Annotated in this window: 18 protein-coding genes, 1 tRNA gene and 1 pseudogene; 1 reads left to right on the forward strand and 19 read right to left on the reverse strand. The window is 55.1% G+C overall.

The genetic code is table 11. From position 1 onward, the window contains the following. Nucleotides 1-46: 46 nt before the first annotated feature. The 4 genes from B9Z41_RS11625 to B9Z41_RS11640 form a co-directional block, all read right to left on the reverse strand. On the reverse strand, nucleotides 47-1051 hold the full coding sequence (locus B9Z41_RS11625; RefSeq protein ID WP_100147226.1) for a DctP family TRAP transporter solute-binding subunit: 1005 nt from the start codon (nucleotides 1049-1051) through the stop codon (nucleotides 47-49). An 89-nt stretch (nucleotides 1052-1140) separates the two neighbouring features. Further along, entirely contained in the window at nucleotides 1141-2418 is a 1278-nt protein-coding gene (locus B9Z41_RS11630; protein WP_100147227.1) for a TRAP transporter large permease subunit, read from the reverse strand. 17 nt (nucleotides 2419-2435) lie between these two features. Next, nucleotides 2436-2975: a TRAP transporter small permease gene (locus B9Z41_RS11635; RefSeq protein WP_100147228.1), complete on the reverse strand. Its 540-nt coding sequence runs from the start codon at nucleotides 2973-2975 to the stop codon at nucleotides 2436-2438. Nucleotides 2976-3062: 87 nt separating this feature from the next. Further along, on the reverse strand, nucleotides 3063-3737 hold the full coding sequence (locus tag B9Z41_RS11640; RefSeq protein WP_369823325.1) for a TetR/AcrR family transcriptional regulator: 675 nt from the start codon (nucleotides 3735-3737) through the stop codon (nucleotides 3063-3065). Nucleotides 3738-3803: 66 nt separating this feature from the next. On the opposite strand from B9Z41_RS11640, the gene B9Z41_RS11645 reads away from it, so the two are divergent. Continuing rightward, entirely contained in the window at nucleotides 3804-4409 is a 606-nt protein-coding gene (locus B9Z41_RS11645) for a hypothetical protein (protein WP_100147229.1), read from the forward strand. Between the two features lie 18 nt (nucleotides 4410-4427). Here B9Z41_RS11645 and B9Z41_RS11650 read toward each other — a convergent pair whose 3' ends face one another. The 15 genes and pseudogenes from B9Z41_RS11650 to B9Z41_RS11720 all read right to left on the reverse strand — a co-directional run. Continuing rightward, nucleotides 4428-5090, reverse strand: a complete 663-nt coding sequence (locus B9Z41_RS11650; RefSeq protein ID WP_100147230.1) for a response regulator — start codon at nucleotides 5088-5090, stop codon at nucleotides 4428-4430. Between the two features lie 21 nt (nucleotides 5091-5111). Further along, nucleotides 5112-7388 carry an ATP-binding protein gene (locus tag B9Z41_RS11655; RefSeq protein WP_100147231.1) on the reverse strand — a complete coding sequence of 759 codons (2277 nt, stop codon included), beginning with the start codon at nucleotides 7386-7388 and terminating at the stop codon, nucleotides 5112-5114. Further along, a complete protein-coding gene (locus tag B9Z41_RS11660) occupies nucleotides 7385-7969 on the reverse strand; it encodes a DUF4390 domain-containing protein (protein ID WP_233202651.1) in 585 nt (194 codons plus the stop codon). The genes B9Z41_RS11655 and B9Z41_RS11660 overlap by 4 nt, the downstream gene beginning before the upstream one ends. A 28-nt stretch (nucleotides 7970-7997) precedes the next feature. Then, nucleotides 7998-9341 carry a 16S rRNA (cytosine(967)-C(5))-methyltransferase RsmB gene (gene rsmB, locus B9Z41_RS11665; RefSeq protein WP_100147232.1) on the reverse strand — a complete coding sequence of 448 codons (1344 nt, stop codon included), beginning with the start codon at nucleotides 9339-9341 and terminating at the stop codon, nucleotides 7998-8000. Continuing rightward, complete coding sequence (locus tag B9Z41_RS11670; RefSeq protein WP_158236171.1) at nucleotides 9338-9895, reverse strand: LemA family protein; 558 nt, start codon at nucleotides 9893-9895, stop codon at nucleotides 9338-9340. Before B9Z41_RS11670 ends, rsmB begins: the two co-directional genes overlap by 4 nt. A gap of 80 nt (nucleotides 9896-9975) precedes the next feature. After that, nucleotides 9976-14196 (reverse strand): DNA-directed RNA polymerase subunit beta', encoded by a 4221-nt coding sequence (gene rpoC / locus B9Z41_RS11675; RefSeq protein ID WP_100147234.1) that lies wholly within the window; start codon nucleotides 14194-14196, stop codon nucleotides 9976-9978. Between the two features lie 27 nt (nucleotides 14197-14223). After that, on the reverse strand, nucleotides 14224-18336 hold the full coding sequence (gene rpoB, locus B9Z41_RS11680; RefSeq protein WP_100147235.1) for a DNA-directed RNA polymerase subunit beta: 4113 nt from the start codon (nucleotides 18334-18336) through the stop codon (nucleotides 14224-14226). A gap of 263 nt (nucleotides 18337-18599) precedes the next feature. Next, a complete protein-coding gene (rplL, locus tag B9Z41_RS11685; RefSeq protein ID WP_100147236.1) occupies nucleotides 18600-18974 on the reverse strand; it encodes a 50S ribosomal protein L7/L12 in 375 nt (124 codons plus the stop codon). 40 nt (nucleotides 18975-19014) lie between these two features. Then, nucleotides 19015-19521: a 50S ribosomal protein L10 gene (gene rplJ / locus B9Z41_RS11690; protein WP_100147237.1), complete on the reverse strand. Its 507-nt coding sequence runs from the start codon at nucleotides 19519-19521 to the stop codon at nucleotides 19015-19017. A 236-nt stretch (nucleotides 19522-19757) separates the two neighbouring features. Beyond that, nucleotides 19758-20453, reverse strand: coding sequence for a 50S ribosomal protein L1 (gene rplA, locus B9Z41_RS11695; RefSeq protein WP_100147238.1), 696 nt, complete (start codon nucleotides 20451-20453; stop codon nucleotides 19758-19760). Beyond that, nucleotides 20454-20885, reverse strand: coding sequence for a 50S ribosomal protein L11 (gene rplK, locus B9Z41_RS11700; RefSeq protein WP_100147239.1), 432 nt, complete (start codon nucleotides 20883-20885; stop codon nucleotides 20454-20456). Between the two features lie 125 nt (nucleotides 20886-21010). Beyond that, a complete protein-coding gene (gene nusG, locus B9Z41_RS11705; RefSeq protein WP_100147240.1) occupies nucleotides 21011-21598 on the reverse strand; it encodes a transcription termination/antitermination protein NusG in 588 nt (195 codons plus the stop codon). After that, on the reverse strand, nucleotides 21598-21981 hold the full coding sequence (gene secE, locus B9Z41_RS11710; protein WP_100147241.1) for a preprotein translocase subunit SecE: 384 nt from the start codon (nucleotides 21979-21981) through the stop codon (nucleotides 21598-21600). Before secE ends, nusG begins: the two co-directional genes overlap by 1 nt. Nucleotides 21982-22079: 98 nt before the next feature. After that, a tRNA-Trp gene (locus B9Z41_RS11715) sits at nucleotides 22080-22153 on the reverse strand. Nucleotides 22154-22164: 11 nt separating this feature from the next. Next, a pseudogene (locus tag B9Z41_RS11720) lies at nucleotides 22165-22307 on the reverse strand (elongation factor Tu); the annotation flags it as partial.

Here is a 22307-nt window from a genome sequence, read left to right on the forward strand (position 1 = left end):
AAAGGCAGCGGGCAATGGCTGCCCCGCTGCAATATCAAGCGACAGATTACTTGCGCATCTTGGCCAATTCGGCCTGAACTTCCGCAACGATCGGGCCCACAGCAGCACTGTGTTTGTCGATGACAGGTTTCATTTTTTCACGCAGCTTGGCCACTTCAGCAGGCGTGAATTGCGAAACCATCATGCCGTTTTTCTTGAGCAACTCTAAGTTGGCAGCCAAAGCAGCGCGCGACTGCGTACGTTGGTTTTTCGCAGCAGCATCGGCTGAGTCGTCGATGATTTTTTTCTCTGTAAGGCTCAAAGAGTCCCACACTTTTTTGCTAAAAATCACCGATTGCGGGTTGTACTGGTGATTGGTCAATGTCACATACTTTTGCACTTCCCAAAACTTGTTGGCGGCAATCACGGAGACGGGGTTTTCTTGACCGTCAATGGCTTTTTGCTCCATGGCCGCATACACCTCAGGGAAAGGCAGCGGGGTGGGGTTGGCGCCCAGGGCTTTGACCCAGTCCACGTTGATGGCGTTAGGAATCACGCGCAGCTTCAGGCCTTCGATGTCTTCAACTTTGTTCAACGCACGTTTGCTGTTGGTGATGCTGCGAAAACCCAGTTCCCAATAAGACAAGCCGACAATACCCTTGTCTTGCAGCTGCGCATGCATCTTTTGGCCAATCGGTCCGTCAGCAATAGCGTCAGCTTCTTTCTCGTTGGCGAACAAGAAGGGGAAGTCAAAGATCTCCAAGGCCTTGACTTCGCTGGCCAAGATGCCTGAGTTCATGACCGCCATCTCAATGGTGCCGCCTTTGAGAGAGGAGACGACCGCTTGGTCGCTACCGAGTGCACCGTTCAAAAACAGCTGCACCTTGATCTTGCCGCCAGACTTAGCAGCCACCGATTCAGCAAATGCCTTCATACCGGCCACGGCAGGGTGTCCCTCTGGGCCATTCAAACCAAACTTGAGGGTGCGCTCTTTGATGTCTTGCGCGCTTGCGAAGCCAACAGCAGCCATGGCCACAGTAGCCAGCACAGATTTGATGAAAAAGCGTTTCATGACAAAGTCTCCAAAATTAAGTTGAGGTCGTACGCATCAAAAATTTCTGACGCCGCCTGGCGTACCCGTGCAGGCGGTATTCAAGAGTTTCAATAGAACCAGCGAGCCGGCACCATCACGATGGAAGGGAACAACACCATCAAGAACATAACGATGAACTGAACCGCCATGAAAGGCAACACACCACGCGTCACCTCGTCCATGCGCATGCGGCCTACCCCAGCTACGACGTTCAAGACCGTGCCAACAGGTGGTGTGACCAAGCCAATGGAGTTGTTGATGATGAACAAAACACCAAAGTAAACCGGGTCAATGCCGGCGGCTTTGACAATCGGCATCAACACAGGGGTCAAGATCAAGATGGTGGGCGTCATGTCCATGGCCGTTCCCACCACCATGCACAGAACCATGATGGCGGCCATCAACAGGGTCGGGCTACTCAGCAATGGCTCCAGCAACGACACCACTTGTGATGGCAAGTTGGCCACTGTGATCAACCACGCCGACACCATGGCAGCAGCCACCAAGAACATGATCACTGCGGTTGTTTTAGCCGCTGTTTGAAACACGTGGAATAACTGACCCCAGGTCAACTCTCGGTAAATCACACCCGCCACAAACAACGCGTACACAGCAGCCACCACCGCAGCTTCTGTGGGCGTGAATACCCCCATGCGCAAGCCCACCAAAATGATCAGCGGCAACATCAACGCCCAGCCTGCACTGCGCATTGCAGCAAAGATTTCGGCGGCTGATTTGCGCGGTGGAGGTGTCAATACTTCGCGACGGGTCAACCACCACCAAGTCGCCCACAAGCCTGCAGCCAACACGATGCCGGGGAAAATCCCTGCCAAAAACAATTTGCTGATGGACACGTTGGCAGCAACGCCAAAAATCACAAAACCAATGGAAGGCGGAATGATCGGACCGATCACGCCACAAGCAGCGATCAAACCGCCGCTGCGGGCTTTGTCGTGGCCCGCCTTGACCATCATGGGCAACAACAAGGCCGTGAGTGCCGCAGCATCAGCCACCGCAGAGCCTGACAGTGCAGACAGCAAACAGGCAGCAACAATCGTCACATAGCCCAAGCCGCCACGGATGTGCCCCACTAAGGCCATCGCAAAGTCAACGATGCGTCGTGACAAGCCCCCTGTATTCATCACCTCACCAGCCAGCATGAAAAATGGCACCGCCAGCAAAGGAAAGCTGTTGGAGCCCTCGATCACGTTTTGCGCCAATATTTGTGCGTCAAACATGTCCATGTGAAACATGAGTGCAGCACCACACAAGAGCAACGAAAAAGCAATTGGCACACCCAAAGCCATCGCAGCCAACAAGGAGCCCAAAAATACGGCAATCGTCATGATGATTTCCTTGCTGTTTATTTCAAAGGTGCTGGTGCGTCGACAGGCTCTTCTTCAGATTCCCGCACACCAATCAATTCGCTGTTTTCCAACTTGCCCAGCATCAAGCGCAACAGTCGGTCTACCAAGATCAAAGCGCCGGACACGGCGAGCACCATGCCACAGGCATAGAAGTACCCCATCGAGACTTCCATCACTGGACTGGTCGAGTCCCAGTTGATGATGGCTTGGTTTAATGATCCGACAAATAGCAGCCAGCAGATGAACAGCATCAAGACATGGCCAATCACCAAGAAGACTTTTTGTCCTGTCACCGACAACTTTGAAACCAAGGTGTCTGAACCTAAATGTGCACCGTCCTTCATGGCGACGATGGCACCCAAGAACGTCATCCATACAAATAACCACCGCGACAACTCTTCCGACAACGTGAGACCTGAGTTGAAGGCGTAACGCAAGATCACGTTGCCAAACACCAGAACAACCATCACGGCCAAAGCAATCGCAATCACGACTTCAAGCAGTCGGCAATAAATAGAAATAAATTTTGTCAGCATGTGACATGCCTCCGAAAAAAAGCGATCCAGTAATGTACGAACTGGATAGTTTTATGGTTATTGGTGAAAACCCTTAAACCCAGGGAGTTACTGGCGCACAAAGCGCGAAACCATATCGACGATGTTTTTTCGCCTCAGGGCAATGGCGGCAGCAGAAGCTTTCCCGCGCTTGAAGATCAACCCAAAAGTATGCTTATTAGAGACATTGAAAAAGGTCAACGCCGAAATGGATGCATGGATATCCACCGGATCTAGACCGGGCCGAAAGACCCCTGCCGCCACACCACGGTCATACAGACGCCGGATAGCCTCAATGGCGGGCACATTCAGTTGCTGGATGATTTTGCTTTGCCCCAGATATTGGCCGCGCTGGATATTCTCATTCATCACCAAGCGCACGTAATACTCGTTGCTGGAATGATGATCAAACGTGAATCCAACCAATCGCTCCAGCGCCTCTTGTGGAGACAAGTCATCCAGATGCAAAGAGCTCTCGATCTGGCGCATACGACGGTATGCCTCTTCCAAGACCGCCACGTACAGACCTTCTTTGCTTCCGAAGTAGTAATAAATCATGCGCTTGCTGGTGCGTGTGGCCGCAGCAATCTCATCAATACGCGCCCCACTCAAGCCTTTGTCAGCAAACTCTGAGGTTGCGACTTCTAAAATTTCAGCCATGGTTCTGGCTGGGTCATTCGTGCGTGTAGGCTTTGGGCGCTTTTGTACGATCTCGTTCATTCGGCCAGTATAAATCTCGTACATTGGACGTTGGAGGGGCCTGAAGCGCCGCAAAGGGCCCGTAATTTTTTGGTTTCAACTAACGACGACATGAGTCACAACACATCGACAGAATTCCCCTACACGCTGTTTGTCTTGGCTATTTTGGGCGGCGCTGTTTTTTGCGGTGTCCACTTGCTCAACGGATGGTTACTGTCAAATTTTGAGGTGACGAGCCATATCAGTTTCATCTACATGCCTAGTTTTTTGCGTTTGGCAAATGTGCTGGTCTTGGGCATGTTTTGGGGAACCGCAGCAACTGCCATAGGTGGGGTGATGCTCATGTGGTGGTCAACGGACAGCTGGCTGCTGGATTTGTGCCACACCGTCATCTCAGCTGGCGTTGCTGGCTTGTCGATTTTTGCGATGCAAATTTTGTTGCAACGCCGTTTGTCCATCAGCAAACTGTCTGACTTACTCAAACTTGCCTTGTTTTACGCTTTGTTGAATGCCTTGGCTCACCATTTGGTGTGGAGCTTTCTTGACCCGTCAAAGTTGGTAGATCCAAACCAAGTGCTCTACATGGTGATTGGCGATATCAATGGGGCCGTGTTAGGTGCCTTGGCATTGCGCTGGATGGCGCAACACACGCCGTTGATAAATTTCGCACGACGCAAAGCGATGACGGATGACGAGCTCATCGACAGCGCAAACTAAGCGCTGCATAACGACCTTTCAAGCGAGACGCTTGGCCTTGGACAGGTCAACGCCCAACTGCTTGAGCTTGCGATACAAGTGAGTGCGCTCAAGGCCTGTTTTTTCAGCCACACGCGTCATAGAGCCGTTTTCTTGGCCCAGATGGAATTCAAAGTAAGCACGCTCAAATGCATCACGCGCATCGCGCAGTGGCAGATCCAACTCAAAACTCTGGTGGGTGGGTGGCAGCACGACGGCTTGCGTCACCGCTACCGAAACTGCCGCAGCATCATGCCCCACAGTGATCGCGCTCTGTTTAGATGCCACGCCAGCGACAGGCTTGCGTGCCAAGCCATGCTCAACCGCTTTGAGCAACTTTTGCAGGGTGATGGGTTTCTCTAAAAATGCCTGAGCCCCAATACGCGTGGCTTCGACCGCGGTGTCGATGGTGGCATGACCACTCATCATGATCACGGGCATGTTCAACAAACCTGCACTGGCCCACTCTTTGAGTAATGTGACGCCATCCATATCGGGCATCCAAATATCAAGCAGCACCAAGTCAGGCCGTGCGGCCTGACGGGCGGCTCGCGCTGCAGCCGCGTTTTCGGCCACCTCAACAACATGCCCTTCGTCGTTGAGAATTTCAGACAAGAGGTCACGAATGCCCAACTCGTCATCAACCACCAAAATATTTGCCATGAATGAACGTGTTTCGCTGAATTAGAGCAAGGAGTGTTGCTGCTCGACAACTGGGAATGATAACGACACTTGAGCCCCCACCACGACACCAGATAGTTCGCGATTTTTCAAGTCAATACGGGCCCCATGCTCATCAGCAATTTTCTTCACAACGGCCAAGCCCAATCCAGTGCCACGGGCTTTCGTTGACACATAAGGCTCAAAGGCGCGTTTGAGGATTTTCGCGGGAAATCCAGGGCCGTTGTCACGCACGACAAGGCGGACACGCCCAGATGAGGACACCCACTGGGTGGCAATAGAGACTTCTGGCTGAGAAGAACCCTCGGTGGCATCCTGTGCGTTTTGTAACAGGTTGTGCACCACTTGACGCAACTGCTGTGCATCCCCTTGAATTGCTGGACACGCCACATCCAACTCCACGCGAACTGGAACCAACGCGTTCTCGTTGCCGTACAGCTGCAACACATCTTGAACCAACGCATTGAGATCCAACGAATGTAATTCCGCCAAGGGTAAACGGGCGTAATCACGAAACTCATTGACCAGTCGTTTCATCGCATCCACTTGGTCAACGATGGTTTTAACTGACTTGTTCAGCACCAGTCTTTCTGGATCTGCCAGCTTGCCATCTAATTTCATGGCCAATCGCTCAGCCGAGAGTTGGATGGGGGTGAGTGGGTTTTTGATCTCATGCGCCAACCGACGCGCGACCTCACCCCAAGCTTGAGCACGCTGGGCCGACACAATTTCAGAGATATCGTCAAACACCAATAAACGTGCATTGTTGGGCAGCACCGCGCCACGTGCAAGCAAGGTGATGTGCTGTCGGGTGTCGTCCACCATTTCAACCGCAGGACTCATCAAGGTCGCATGCAACTCGAACGACTGTTGCCAATGATCAAGACCGTGCTGGCTGCGTTCCCCGAGAAAGCCCTCAAACTCTTGCTGCACGTGTCGTGCAAACTCGGACATGCCTTCAATATCTCCCAGCACTCGCCCTTCCCAGGCCGCTAGGGGGACACGCAAAATGCGCGTGGCACCGGGATTCGATGACTGAATCACCCCCCGCTCATCCAGCACGATCACACCCGCCGTCAGGTTATCCAAAATGGTTTGCAAATTGGCGCGCGCATGGCTGACCTGCCCCATGCTGCGGTCCACCGCAGCACGTGCTTCAGACAATTGCTGGGTCATCTGCGCAAACGAACGCGTCAAGCCGCCCAATTCATCGCGCCCTTGCAACGCAGGCTTGGGGCTCAAGTCACCGGCAGCCACATCACGCACACCCTGCGCCAACATCAAGAGCGGGCGCGCCAGTTGATTGCCAAGTAAAACCGCCAATAAAACCGCACCAAACACGGCCAAAAACAAACTCAGGGTCAAGGTTCCGATGTACATGCTGCGCAGCCCATCACGACCTAAGGCGCGCTCTTGGTATTCCCGGTAGGCTTCTTCAACAGCCAGTGCGTTGCTGACCAAGGTAGGCGCAATGCTCTTGGTGACTTGCAACACACGCGGCTCGGCCAACAAGCCCAAACCAGACGCGGGCACCAGGACCAAGGCCCGTATCTTGGCTTGTGCATTACCTTTGAGCTGGGCATCGTCCAAACCATCAATCGAGGTGACCCAGCCCTGTGTTTTGGTTTGCCGCAGCTCGGCGACAGAAGGTCGGTCTGGATTGATTTTGAAACGTGAGGTCCCCGCACTGGCGACGGCCTGCCCACTGGTGTTCCACAAAATCACATCGTCCGCCGCTAATTGATCGCGCAAGCGCTCCAAGGTCAGTCCGACAGAAGCGTCCGGCAAATCCACAATTTGGCTGGTCGCTGAGCGTGTTTTCTGCCCCAAGTCACTGGCCAAGCTATCTAATGTGGCACGTCCCAGACTCAGGCCAGCATCCAAGGCGCCCTCGACTTTGACATCAAACCAACTCTCGATCGAACGCGACACAAACTGGTACGACACGCTGTAAATCAACAAGCCTGGCAACAGCCCCACCAACGCGAAAGTGGCTGCAATCTTGAGCAACAAACGGCTGCCAAATTTGCCTTGTTTCAAACGCAGCATCAAACGCAGCGAAAGCCACACAATGACCAGCATCAACAGCGTGGCCACCACCACATTCAAAGCAAACAGTTGTCGGTAGTTGCGCTCGTAGAGCTCGCGGTTGTCAGTGGCTTGCGTCAATAGAAACAACAGCACGAGCCCCAGCCCCAGCACCACGGCAGCGCTGACCACCATCAACCAACGCATCTGAAAACCAGTCAACTTCACGCTTTCTGGCGCGTGGATTTTCATGGGCCCGGCTCCAAAACAAGTCGCTGGGATTTACTCAACCGGATGTTCCAGTCACTCTGACCTGCAGCCCCCATTTGCAAAGGACGAGGCAGTTGGTTCAAGTCGAGTCGGAAACTGAATTCAATGCTCTGGCGCACATCCGTCTCCACATCACCCGCATTGGCAATGCGCCACTGGACAATGCGTCGCACAGACACCAACGCCTCATCCAGCGTGTCGTAACTTTGCCCTAGGCTTACCCCCAATCCACTGACACCGAAGGGCTGGGGTGAAACGCTGACACGCCAGCGTCGCGTCAATGGCATGTAACTCAAGCGCACATGCCGCTCCGCATGGGCCACACGTTGTTCATAAAAATACCAACGCTCGCGCGAAATATCGATTTCCGTGACGAAGTACAAGGACACGCCCTTGTACATGGCCTCTTCCAACACGGCTGGCATATCAAACTGCAAGTTGGCCGAAACATACACGCCTTGCTCTAGGCGCTGAATCTTCAAACCTTGTAAATCGACTGGCGTGATGGCCCATGCCGCAGTCATGCCCCAAAGACACAGCATCGACACACCCAGACGACGCATGGCGAAGACGCAGTGACGCCAAAACGACTCAAGGCGCCAATTTTTTTTCCAACAGTGCGTAATAAAAGCCATCGTGGTCACCGAATAGATTGTCGGCGAGGGCTGTGCTCATCGCGATGGTTTGGGGTCTTAAATGCCCCAGAGAAGGCAGCAATTGGGCATCAGTGTTGTGTCCAACAAACGTTTTGACCTGCTCATCCCCCTCGGCCTTGAAAACCGAGCAGGTGCAGTACAACAAACGACCACCTGGGCGCACCAAGGGCCACAGGGTGTTGAGCAGGTTTTTTTGGATCGCGGCCAGTTGAGCCACGTCTGTTTCGCGCCGCAACCAGCGAACGTCCGGATGCCGACGCACGATGCCCGAAGCTGTACAAGGCGCGTCCAACAACACGGCATCAAATAACTGACCGTCCCACCATGTCTGGGGACGGGCGGCATCCGCAGCCAACACCTGCGCATTCAGGCCCATGCGCTGTAGGTTTTGACCGATGCGCTCGCAACGCAATGGGTCAATGTCTAACGCAATGACGTGGTCTTCTGGGTCCAGCAGCTCCAGCAGATGTGCCGTCTTGCCTCCTGGCGCGGCACAAGCATCCAACACGCGCAAGTTTTTACCCTGAGGGCGGCTGAGTCCGGACAGCAATAACGGTGCCGCGCACTGCGCCGCAGAATCTTGCACCGAGCAGAGTCCTTCATCAAAGCCAGGAGTCTCTCGCACGGCACGGGCTTGCCCCAGTACCAAGCCTTGTTCGCCCACCGGATCCGAAGCAATACCTGCCTCATGCCAGCGCAGCTGCAGCGCCTCTCGTGAGATGCGCTGGGTGTTCACACGCCACGTCATCGGTGCCGCTTGGTTGTTGGCTTGCAAAATGCTTTGCCAATGCAAGGGATGGTCTTTTTGCAAGCGCTGAATCCACCAGGCCGGGTGATTCCATTGGGCTTGGGTGTCTTGATCTGTCGCCTGCACCAAGGCATCACGCTCACGCAAAAAGCGTCGCAGACACGCATTGAGGAAGTTGGCTTGCCCTTGCAAAGCCCGGGTCTTCTTCGCAGCCTCAACGGCTTGATTGACCAAAGTATGTGGTTCATAGGGCGCATGGTCAGCGTCCCAGGCCAACGCCAACGCGCTACACAACAAAGCATCTGGCAACAGGGCTGGGGCACGGGGTGCCAGCTGCGCACGCAAAGCCTGAGCACGCCCAAGCTGCCGCAACACTTGAAACAGCAAAGCCTGTACGCCCGGCCGCAGCGCTGACGGCACAGCGTCTAAAGCGGCTGTGCCAGAAACTCCACGTCGCACTTGGGCCAATGCTTGCGCCACGGCTTGCAACTGCTGCCAAAGCGCCACAGGCGCACCAGAGCTTGCATTCATTCGAGTCGGCGTCCTGGTTTGTATTTGAAAACTCGCGCCAATAGGTTGGCAGGGAACATGGCAATGGCCTCGTTGTAGTTCTGTACCGCCTGGTTGAAGCGCTGCACATCGGGCTGAATGGAAATGCTCAACTCCGCCCAACGCTGTGTCAATTCATCAGGCACGCTGACGTAATACACGTCTGGATGCGTTAACGCCCCCCAGGCATCTTGTAAATCACGGCTGGTAGCCACCAACGCAATGGCAGACGAAGGCTCCAGCGGATGCTCTTGCATGCGCGCCAATGCCATGGCGGACAAATTGGCGGCCACTTGTAAGCGTGTCCAATGACTCGCGCCCAACTCAGGCGCCACGGCTGTGTGCCACCCAGAAGGCGAGGTCACCGCTGCGGTGGTGGCGTCTTGCACCAGCCCCTGGTAGCGCAGCATCAGCTCTTCAAGCACCGCAAACTGTTTGTTCACCAACGTACGCAGCTTGACCAGGCGCTGGTAGGCACCGACGGCCCAAAACACGCACACCGCGACCAAGATCCAAAACCACCAAGCATCCAACATGCCGCTCCCTTTCGTCTTGCATTGCCACGCGCACCCCATCAACAACAAAGGCCCTTGCGGGCCTTTGTTGTGGGGTCACTTTACGCTTCCTCGCCAGCGCCTTCGTCGGCGTGGGCCTCTCCCGAGGCCTCCGCCAACTCAGCAGCTTCGGCTTCGGCAATGGCACGGCGCTCGGCGTCGTCCATGGCGTCTTTGACCTTGCGGGCTTTGTGATACGCCATGCCGGTACCTGCTGGAATCAGGCGACCCACAATGACGTTTTCCTTCAAGCCACGCAACTCGTCGCGCTTGCCCATGATGGCCGCTTCGGTCAACACGCGGGTGGTTTCCTGGAAGGAAGCAGCCGAGATGAACGAATCGGTCGACAACGATGCCTTGGTGATACCCAGCAACAAGTTGCTGAATGTCGCTGGGATCTTGCCGTCTTTTTGCAGTGCTTCGTTCGTGTTGAGAATTTCGGAACGCTCCACTTGCTCACCGGCGATGTAGTTGGAGTCGCCCACGTTTTCAACGACCACACGACGCAGCATCTGACGCACGATCACTTCAATGTGCTTGTCGTTGATCTTCACGCCCTGCAAGCGGTACACGTCTTGCACTTCGTCGACGATGTAACGAGCCAGCTCTTCCATACCGAGCAAACGCAAGATGTCTTGTGGATCGGCTGGGCCGTCCACCACGCTCTCGCCCTTGTTGACCACTTGGCCTTCGTGGACCAAGATGTTCTTCTCTTTCGGAATGAGCTCGTCCCACACTTTGCCTTCTGGGTCAGTGATCTGCAAACGAACCTTGCCTTTGGTCTCTTTACCGAACGACACGGTACCGGTCATCTCGGCCAACATGCCCTTGTCTTTCGGGCTGCGGGCTTCGAACAACTCGGCCACACGCGGCAAACCACCGGTGATGTCGCGGGTCTTTTGACCCTCGACAGGGATACGGGCCAGCACTTCGCCTGGGCCCACATCTTGACCATCACGCACCTGAATCAGCGCGCCAATTTGGAAGCCAATCGTCACGGCGTGGTCGGTGCCAGGAATCTTGACTTCTTTGCCAGCGGCATCGATCAGCTTGACCTGTGGACGCACCACCTTGGTCGAACCGCGACGCTTGGGATCGATCACCACCAAGGTGGACAGACCCGTCACTTCATCCAATTGCTTGGCAACCGTCAGACCTTCTTCCACGTTCTCGAACAACACCTTGCCGGCGAATTCGGTGATGATGGGTCGGGTCAATGGGTCCCAGTTGGCCAAGATCACACCCGCCTTGAGCGACTGGTCGGCCTTGACCGACAAGATCGCACCGTAGGGCACTTTGTGACGCTCACGCTCACGGCCATGTTCGTCGCTGATGATGATTTCGCCTGAGCGAGAAATCACCACCAACTCACCTTTGCTGTTGGTCACATAGCGCATCGTGGCATTGAAGCCGATCACGCCATTGGACTTGGCTTCCACGCTCGAAGCGATGGCTGCACGCGATGCGGCACCACCGATGTGGAAGGTACGCATGGTCAGCTGGGTACCTGGTTCACCGATGGACTGCGCAGCAATCACGCCCACCGCTTCACCGTTGTTGACCAAACCACCGCGACCCAGGTCACGGCCATAGCACTTGGCGCACAAACCAAAGCGGGTTTCGCAGTTGAGTGCGGTGCGCACTTTCACTTCGTCCACACCTTCGGCTTCGAAGACGTCGATCAAGTCTTCGTCCAACATCTCACCAGCCTTGGCCAGCACCGCACGGGTTTCGGGATGTACCACGTCTTCAGCCGCGGTGCGACCCAAGATACGGTCACGCAGTGATTCGATGACCTCACCGCCTTCGACGATGGCGCGCATCAACTGACCGTTGGAGGTGCCGCAATCCAACTCGGTCACGACCAAGTCTTGCGTCACGTCAACCAAACGACGGGTCAGATAACCCGAGTTGGCGGTCTTCAACGCCGTATCGGCCAAGCCTTTACGTGCACCGTGTGTCGAGATGAAGTACTGCAACACGTTCAGACCTTCACGGAAGTTCGCCGTGATGGGGGTCTCGATGATCGAGCCGTCAGGCTTGGCCATCAAACCACGCATACCCGCCAACTGGCGAATCTGAGCGGCAGAACCGCGCGCACCTGAGTCAGCCATCATGTAGATGGAGTTGAACGACTCTTGCTCGACTTCGTTGCCATGGCGGTCAATGGTCTTCTCTTTGCGGAGTTGGTCCATCATCACCTTGGACACAGCGTCACCCGCCTTGCCCCAGATGTCCACCACTTTGTTGTAGCGCTCGCCAGACGTCACCAGACCCGACACATATTGCTGTTCGATGTCTTTGACTTCTTTTTCCGACGCGGCAATGATGGCGTGCTTTTCAGTCGGCACCAACATGTCGTCAATGGCAATCGAAATACCCGCGCGGGTGGCCAGACGGAAACCGTTTTGCAACAGCTTGTCGGCAAACACCACGGTCTCTTTCAAACCGCACTTGCGGAATGCCGTGTTGATGAGCTTGGAAATTTCTTTCTTCTTCAACGCTTTGTTGAGGTTGGAGAAAGGCAAGCCTTTGGGCAGGATTTCCGACAACAGGGCACGACCGACGGTGGTGTCGACCAAGCTGGTTGAGGGAATGAATTCACCCGACTCTTTGTCTTTGGTCCACTCGGTCATGCGCACGCTGACCTTGGCGGTCAACTCGACAGCACCAGCATCCAAAGCGCGCTGCACTTCGCCGACGTTGGAGAAGATCAAGCCTTCACCTTTGCCGTTGATGCGATCGCGGGTGGCGTAGTACAAGCCCAACACCACGTCTTGCGACGGCACGATGGAGGGTTCGCCGTTGGCAGGGAACAAGATGTTGTTAGAAGCCAGCATCAAGGTACGGGCTTCCATCTGCGCTTCCACAGACAAAGGCACGTGAACGGCCATTTGGTCACCATCGAAGTCGGCGTTGAAGGCCGAGCAAACGAGGGGGTGCAACTGAATGGCTTTGCCTTCGATCAAGATCGGCTCGAACGCTTGAATGCCCAAACGGTGCAAAGTTGGCGCACGGTTCAACATCACGGGGTGCTCTTTGATCACCTCTTCCAAGATGTCCCACACCACGGCGGAGCCGGATTCAACTTCTTTCTTGGCAGCCTTGATGGTGGTCGCAATGCCCATGGCTTCGAGACGCGAGAAGATGAAAGGCTTGAACAGTTCGAGCGCCATCAACTTGGGCAAACCGCACTGGTGCAGCTTGAGGGTTGGGCCTACGGTGATCACCGAACGACCCGAGTAGTCGACGCGCTTGCCCAGCAAGTTTTGGCGGAAACGACCGCTCTTGCCTTTGATCATGTCTGCCAGTGACTTCAAAGCGCGCTTGTTGGCGCCTGTCATGGCCTTGCCGCGACGGCCGTTGTCCAGCAGTGAATCCACCGCTTCTTGCAGCATGCGCTTCTCATTGCGCGCGATGATTTCAGGCGCTTTGAGTTCGAGCAAACGACGCAGACGGCTGTTGCGGTTGATGACGCGACGGTACAAGTCGTTCAAGTCTGAGGTGGCGAAACGGCCACCGTCCAGTGGCACCAACGGACGCAGGTCAGGTGGCAACACAGGCAGCACGGTCAGGACCATCCACTCAGGCTTGATGCCCGACTTCTTGAACGCTTCCATCAGTTTCAAACGCTTGGCGTTTTTCTTGATCTTCAGTTCAGAACCCGTCAGGTCGTTGCGCAGCTTCTCGATTTCAACGTCGAGATCCAACACTTCGAGCAAGTCTTTGATGCCTTCAGCGCCCATCTTGGCAGTGAATTCATCGCCGTATTCAGCAACTTTGGCGTCGTAGTCGTCTTCGGTCATGATCGCGAATTTCTTCAACGGGGTCATGCCGGGATCGGTCACCACATATGCTTCAAAGTACAGCACGCGTTCGATGTCACGCAGTGTCATGTCGAGCACCAAGCCCAAACGGGAAGGCAGCGACTTCAAGAACCAGATGTGGGCGCAAGGTGCAGCCAAATCGATGTGGCCCATGCGCTCGCGACGCACTTTGGTCTGTGTGACTTCAACGCCGCACTTCTCGCAGATCACACCACGGTGCTTGAGGCGTTTGTACTTGCCGCACAAACACTCGTAGTCTTTGATGGGGCCAAAAATCTTGGCGCAGAACAAACCGTCACGTTCAGGCTTGAAAGTGCGGTAGTTGATGGTCTCAGGCTTCTTGACTTCACCGAAAGACCACGAACGGATCTTCTCGGGCGAAGCCATGCCGATTTTGATGGCATCGAAATGCTCGTCGGGCGTGAACTGTTTGAACAGGTCGAGTAATGATTTCATGATTTATAAATCCTTTCGAGCCTTGAATTAAGAACGTTCGAGTTCGATGTCGATACCGAGCGAACGAATTTCCTTGACCAACACGTTGAACGACTCGGGCATGCCCGCTTCGATGGCGTGTTCGCCTTTGACGATGCTCTCGTACACCTTGGTACGGCCTTGCACGTCGTCGGACTTGACCGTGAGCATTTCTTGCAGCGTGTAAGAGGCGCCGTAAGCTTCCAAAGCCCACACCTCCATCTCGCCGAAACGCTGACCACCAAACTGTGCCTTGCCGCCCAGCGGTTGCTGGGTGACCAAGCTGTAAGGACCGGTCGAACGGGCGTGCATCTTGTCGTCCACCAAGTGGTGCAACTTCAAGAAGTGCATGTAACCGATGGTGGTCGGACGCTCAAAGGCGTCGCCAGTACGGCCATCAAACAAGTTGGCTTGGGTACGCGTCGCGGTCAGTCCTTTGACTTTGGCGATGTCGTCTGGGTAGGCCAACTTCAACATGGTGCGAATCTCTTCTTCACCTGCGCCGTCAAACACGGGAGTAGCGAAAGGCACACCGTTGGTCAGATTGCCTGCCATCTCGACCACTTGTTCGTCCGACAACTTGCTCAGGTCTTCTTTGCGACCCGTGCCGTTGTAGAGCTCTTCCAAGAAAGTGCGCAGTTCTGCGGCTTTGGCTTCTGCTTGCAACATGTTGCCAATGCGCTGACCAATGCCTTTACCGGCCCAGCCCAAGTGCACTTCCAGCACCTGACCCACGTTCATGCGCGAAGGCACGCCCAGCGGGTTGAGCACGATGTCGCACGGGGTGCCATCGGCCATGAACGGCATGTCTTCGACCGGCACGATCTTGGAGACCACACCTTTGTTACCGTGGCGACCGGCCATCTTGTCACCTGGCTGCAAGCGACGCTTGACCGCCAAGTACACCTTGACCATTTTGAGCACGCCTGCGGGCAACTCATCGCCTTGCGTGAGCTTTTTGCGCTTTTCTTCAAAGGCCAAGTCAAAGCTGTGACGGGTTTGTTCCATCGCATTTTTGATGCTCTCGAGCTGGCTCGCCACTTCGTCGTCCGCAGGACGGATATCAAACCAGTGGAACTTCTCAACAGAAGACATGTAGGCTTTGTCGATCTTGCTGCCTTTGGCCAGTTTGTTCGGGCCCCCGTTGGCGGTTTTACCGTTCAACAATTTCTCGATACGGTCAAACGCATCAGCTTCCACAATGCGCAGCTGGTCGTTCAAGTCCAAGCGGAAACGCTTGAGTTCGTCATCAATGATCTGCTGAGCGCGCTTGTCACGCACGATGCCTTCACGGGTGAAGACCTGCACGTCGATCACAGTACCTTGCGAGCCTTGGCTCACGCGCAGGGACGTGTCTTTCACGTCGCTGGCTTTTTCACCGAAGATAGCGCGCAACAGTTTCTCTTCTGGCGTCAAAGTGGTTTCGCCTTTTGGCGTGACCTTGCCCACCAGCGTATCGCCAGGTTGCACTTCTGCACCCACGTAAATGATGCCGGAGTCGTCCAAACGGTTGAGTTGTTGCTCTGCCAGGTTGGGAATGTCACGCGTGATTTCTTCGGCACCCAGCTTGGTGTCACGAGCCATCACCACGAGTTCTTCGATGTGGATCGAGGTGTAGCGGTCTTCAGCCACCACGCGCTCGCTGATCAAAATCGAGTCTTCGAAGTTGTAACCGTTCCAAGGCATGAAGGCGATCAACATGTTTTGACCGATGGCGATCTCGCCCAGGTCTGTCGATGCGCCGTCAGCAATCACGTCACCCTTGGCAATCTTGTCGCCGCGTTTGACGATGGGACGCTGATGGATGTTGGTGTTTTGGTTCGAACGCTGGTACTTGATGAGGTTGTAGATGTCCACACCCACTTCACCTGCCAAGGCTTCGGCGTCGTTCACACGCACCACCACACGGGTGGCATCGACGTAGTCGACGACACCGCCACGGCTTGCTGTGACCACGGTGCCAGAGTCGATGGCGGCGACGCGCTCGATACCGGTACCGACCATGGGTTTTTCAGGACGCAACACAGGCACGGCTTGACGTGACATGTTGGCACCCATCAACGCACGGTTGGCGTCATCGTGCTCCAGGAACGGCACCAAAGAAGCCGCCACAGACACGATCTGCGCTGGCGACACGTCCATGTACTGGATACGCTCTGCGCCGCACAAAATAGATTCACCGTTGGCACGGGCAGACACCAGTTCACCGATGAGTTGACCGTCTTTGTCCAGCGTAGCGTTGGCCTGGGCGATGACGTATTTACCTTCTTCGATGGCCGACAAGTAGTCGATGTCCATCGTCACCTTGCCGTCGACCACGCGACGGTAGGGGGTTTCAATGAAACCGTACTCGTTCAAGCGAGCGTATAGCGCCAGTGAGTTGATCAAACCAATGTTTGGACCTTCAGGCGTTTCAATCGGGCACACGCGACCATAGTGGGTCACGTGCACGTCACGCACTTCAAAGCCTGCACGTTCGCGGGTCAAACCACCTGGGCCCAAGGCCGACACGCGGCGCTTGTGGGTGATCTCGGCCAGCGGGTTGGTCTGGTCCATGAACTGTGACAACTGCGATGCGCCAAAGAATTCTTTGAGTGCGGCAGAGATGGGCTTGGAGTTGATCAAGTCGTGGGGCATGAGCGGCTCTTGCTCAGCTTGGCCCAAACGCTCTTTCACGGCTTTTTCGATACGTGCCAAACCTGTGCGGTATTGGTTTTCAGCCAATTCGCCCACGCAACGCACGCGGCGGTTGCCCAAGTGGTCGATGTCATCGACTTCACCGCGGCCGTTGCGCAAGTCCACCAGAATCTTCACCACCGACAAGATGTCGTCGTTGGTCAAGACCATCGGACCCGTCGATTCGGGAGTGCCCACTTTGGCGTTGAACTTCATGCGACCGACGCGCGACAAATCGTAGGTGTCGGGGTTGTAGAACAAGCGCTGGAACAGGGCTTGCACGGCATCTTCGGTCGGTGGCTCGCCAGGGCGCATCATGCGGTAGATGGCCACACGTGCAGCGAACTCGTCCACGGTCTCGTCAATGCGCAGCGTCTGCGACATGTACGTGCCTTGGTCTAATTCGTTGGTGTAGATGCACTGCAAATCTTGCACGCCAGCTTCACGCAATTTTTTGAGCAACGCTTCGGTCAATTCGTCATTGGCGCGGGCAATCAATTCACCCGTGTCACTGTCGATGATGTTCTTGGCCACCACACGGCCAATCAAGAAGTCTTCTGGCACGCTGATGTGCGTGGTGTTGCTTTGCTCCAACTCGCGGGTGTGACGTGCCGTCACGCGCTTGTCTTTGGCCACAATCACTTGGCCCGATTTGTCGGTGATGTCAAAGCGCGCCACTTCGCCGCGCAGACGCTCGGCCACAAATTCCATTTGTGCGCCGGTATCCATCAGGCGGAAGTTATCGTTCACGAAGAAGTTGGCCAGAATGGTTTCAGGCGTCAGGCCAATGGCCTTCAACAAAATCGTGACCGGCATCTTGCGGCGACGGTCGACACGGAAGTACAGCAAGTCTTTGGGATCGAATTCGAAGTCGAGCCACGAACCGCGGTAAGGGATGATCCGCGCGCTGAACAAGAGCTTGCCCGAGCTGTGGGTCTTGCCCTTGTCGTGTTCAAAGAATACGCCAGGCGAACGGTGCAACTGAGACACGATCACGCGCTCGGTGCCGTTGATGATGAAGGAGCCTTTGTCGGTCATCAAAGGCACTTCGCCCATGTAGACCTCTTGCTCTTTGACTTCTTTGACCACTTTGGATTGAGGGGTCGACGACTCACGGTCGTAAATGATCAGTTGCACGCGAGCGCGCACGGCCGACGAAAACGTCAGACCACGCGTCTGGCATTCGCGCACATCAAATGCGGGCTTGGCCAAGTTGTACTCGAGGTACTTCATCTCGACAAAACCGTTGTGCGAGACGATGGGGAAAGCCGCTTCAAAAGCAGCTTGCAAACCCTCTTGGGTGCGCTTCTTAGGCGCAACGTCGGCTTGCAAAAACGCGGTGTACGCGTCTTTTTGCATTTGCAACAAATAAGGAACTTCCAGCACGCTGTCGCGGCTGCCGAAACTCTTGCGGATGCGCTTGCGTTCGGTGTATGAGTAGGCCATGAGATCTCCGGGCTTGATCTTTCAGAACTGTTTGCTGCACGAAACACATCAGGGCTTCGTGCAACAGGCTTGGCGGCTGGCCTCTACCAGCGTTGGCGGACGGTTGCGCATTGCACGCAACCCGAACCAAGGCATCTTCTGCAGTTGGGGTCAGAAGACACTCAAAAGTTTGCGGGTAATTTCCACTGACTTTTGGGTGTGCTCTGTAAGCACCAAAGGCTGGAGGCCCTTGCGGAGCACTCCAGCCTTGAAAGGGAACCGAATTACTTCAGTTCAACCTTAGCGCCGGCTTCTTCCAGCTTCTTCTTAGCAGCTTCAGCGTCAGCCTTAGGCGCGCCTTCTTTCACCGCCTTGGGAGCGCCGTCAACCAGGTCTTTGGCTTCTTTCAAGCCCAGACCGGTCAGTTCACGCACCGCTTTAATCACGGACACTTTGTTCGCGCCGGCTTCGAGCAAGATGACGTTGAAGTCAGTCTTCTCTTCAGCCGCAGCAGCACCGCCACCGCCAGCAGCAGCAGGAGCGGCCATAGCGGCAGCGCTCACACCAAATTTCTCTTCGATGGCTTTCACCAAGTCGTTGAGTTCCATGACCGTCATGCTGTCGAGCGCGGTCAAAAATGCGTCTTTATCGAATGCCATTTTTAATTCCTAACAATTGGTTAATACAGAAAAGCTGGCCTTATGCGGCAACAGCTTCGCCTTCGCCTTTTTTGGCCGCCAAAGCGCCCAACACCACTGCGGTGCGAGACATAGGCGACATCAACAAGCCACACAACTGGGCCAGCAACACTTCTTTCGAAGGAATGCTTGCGAGTTGCTTCACGCCATCGACGTCCAGGGCCTTACCTGCAAATGCACCAGCGCGAATCACCAACTTGTCGTTGGTCTTCGCGAAGTCAGCCACCACCTTAGCGGCAGCCACAGCATCCACAGAGAAGCCATAGATCAGCGGACCGGTCATCTGGTCGGCGACAATTTCAAACTGGCTACCAGCCACAGCACGGCGTGCCAGCGTGTTTTTCAACACGCTCAAGGTCACACCTGTGCTGCGCGCTTTGCTGCGCAGTTGGGTCATGTCTGCCACCGAGATGCCGCGGTATTCCGCCATCACCAGCGTTTGAGCTTGAGCGGCGAGCGTGGTCACTTCAGAAACGACCGCTTCTTTCTCACTGCGATTCAGACTCAAGGTCTACTCCTTTAAATGTGTCATTGAGCTTTTGCTCTTTGACACGCCACTTTTGCAGCGACCTAACTGTCAGGAAAAATCCATTTCAGCGGGATCGCCATCTGCGTTGGCGGTTCAATTAAGTGCAATCACGTTGCACACCAACGGTCTTGGATGACCTGACGCAACACCGAAGTACCGCATCAGCCCACCACCCTGAGCCCTGCTTGCACATGGCTCAGATTTTTGAACGCTGCTTAGGCGTTCAAAGATTGCGTATCTACGCGAACACCAACGCCCATGGTGGACGACACAGCGAGCTTGCGCAGATAAATACCCTTGCTCGAAGCGGGCTTGGACTTGTTCAAGGCCTCCACCAAAGCAGTCAAGTTGCCTTGGAGCTTGTCGGTGTCGAATGAACGACGACCGATGGTGGCATGCACGATACCGGCCTTGTCCACGCGGAACTGCACTTGACCTGCTTTGGCGTTTTTCACAGCCGTTGCAACGTCAGGCGTCACGGTGCCGACCTTGGGGTTAGGCATCAAGCCACGTGGGCCCAGAATTTGACCCAAGGTACCCACCACGCGCATGGCGTCAGGCGCAGCGATCACCACGTCAAACGGCATATCGCCAGCCTTGACCATGGCAGCCAAGTCATCCATACCCACAATGTCAGCACCAGCAGCTTTGGCTTCTTCAGCCTTGGCACCTTGTGCAAACACAGCGACGCGAGCAGTTTTGCCAGTGCCATTGGGCAACACGACAGCGCCACGCACCACCTGGTCAGACTTCTTGGCATCAATGCCAAGCTGGACGGCCACGTCAATGGATTCATCGAACTTTGCAGTTGCGCACTCTTTGACGATGCCAATAGCTGCGCTCAGGGGGTACAGCTTGTTGCTGTCAACCTTGCCTTCGAAGGCTTTTTGTTTTTTGGTCAATTTAGACATTTACACGCCCTCCACAGTCACGCCCATCGAGCGGGCAGAACCGGCGATGATGCGCACGGCGGCGTCCAAGTCGGCGGCGGTCAAGTCGCTCATCTTGGCTTTGGCAATTTCTTCAAGCTGTGCACGGGTGATCTTGCCCACTTTGTCGACGTGTGGCTTCGCAGAACCCTTGTCGAGCTTGATGGCCTTCTTGATCAAGGTGGTCGCTGGAGGCGTCTTGATGATGAAGGTGAAGGACTTGTCTGCAAACGCAGTGATCACCACTGGCAATGGCAGGCCTGGCTCAACGCCCTGGGTCTGGGCGTTGAACGCCTTGCAGAATTCCATGATGTTCAAACCGCGTTGGCCCAATGCGGGACCAATAGGCGGCGATGGATTGGCTTTACCAGCTGGCACTTGCAGCTTGATGAAGCCGACGATTTTTTTCGCCATGCTTTTCTCCTTGCGGGTACATGCGCTTGAGGCCTTACGGACGCTCAGCTCCCCGGGGGTTAACGACTCACTTCAAAAACTTGGCGCCGAGTCGGGAAGCACCAAGCCAAACCTCAAAAATCCAATCAGGTTTTCTCAACCTGGCCGAATTCCAATTCCACAGGTGTGGCGCGACCAAAAATGGTCACCGACACACGCACTTTGTTTTTCTCGTAATTGACTTCTTCAACCGAGCCATTGAAGTCGGTGAAAGGGCCGTCCTTGACGCGCACCAACTCACCCACCATGAATTCAACTTTGTGACGCGGCTTGTCCACACCATCTTGCATTTGGCTCACGATTTTCTGGACTTCCGCCTCAGAAATAGGTGCAGGGCGGTTTTTTGCACCACCCACAAAACCCGTCACCTTGTTGGTGTGCTTGACCAAATGCCACGACTCGTCATCCATCACCATCTCAACGAACACATAGCCAGGGAAGAATTTACGCTCAGCGGTACGACGCTGACCGTTCTTCATCTCCACCACCTCTTCCGTGGGGACCAAGATGCGGCCAAACTTGTTGTCCATGCCCGCACGCGCAATGCTTTCGCGGATGTTGCGTTCCACAGCCTTTTCCATGCCCGAATAGGCATGCACCACATACCAACGCAAATCAGGATTGGCAGGTGCAGCAGGCGCTGGCACTGCTGAGGTATCGATAAGGTCGGTCATTATTTTTTCCAGCCCAGAATCAGGTCGTAAAACACCCATTCGAGGGTCTTGTCGGTGAGCCACAGAAACAAAGCCATGATCACCACGAAGGCAAACACATACAAAGTCATCTGCGTCGACTCTTTGCGCGTCGGCCACACCACCTTCTTGACTTCACGCCAAGCATCTCCGCCAAAAGCCACCAACTGGCGCCCAGGCAAAGACAACACAAACATCACCACAGCCGCAATCAAACCAGCCAGCAACGCCAACCACTGAATGATCACACCCTGAGGTGCCAAGGCATAAAACCCAGCAACCGCAGCCACGACCAACACCGCCACCAAGGCCAATTTGGCCTTGTCAGCAGTGGTCGATACAGTTTCAATATTTGCAGCAGACATGGATCAAGGATTTCTTAGCGATTGACACGCATTACTCAGAAGACAGAGAAGCCCGCCGGAGTGGCGGGCTTGGCAGCCACCTGCTTTTCAACGCTGCGTGGCAGGGGCGGAGGGAATCGAACCCCCATCGACGGTTTTGGAAACCGCTACTTTACCACTAAGCTACGCCCCTATATTGACGAATTAAGCAATGATCTTGGCAACCACACCGGCACCAACCGTCTTGCCACCTTCACGGATAGCAAAGCGCAAGCCCTCTTCCATCGCAATCGGGTGGATCAACTTCACCGTGATCGACACGTTGTCACCTGGCATCACCATCTCTT

It is taken from the genome of Limnohabitans sp. JirII-31, from assembly GCF_002778315.1.
GTDB lineage: Bacteria > Pseudomonadota > Gammaproteobacteria > Burkholderiales > Burkholderiaceae_C > Limnohabitans.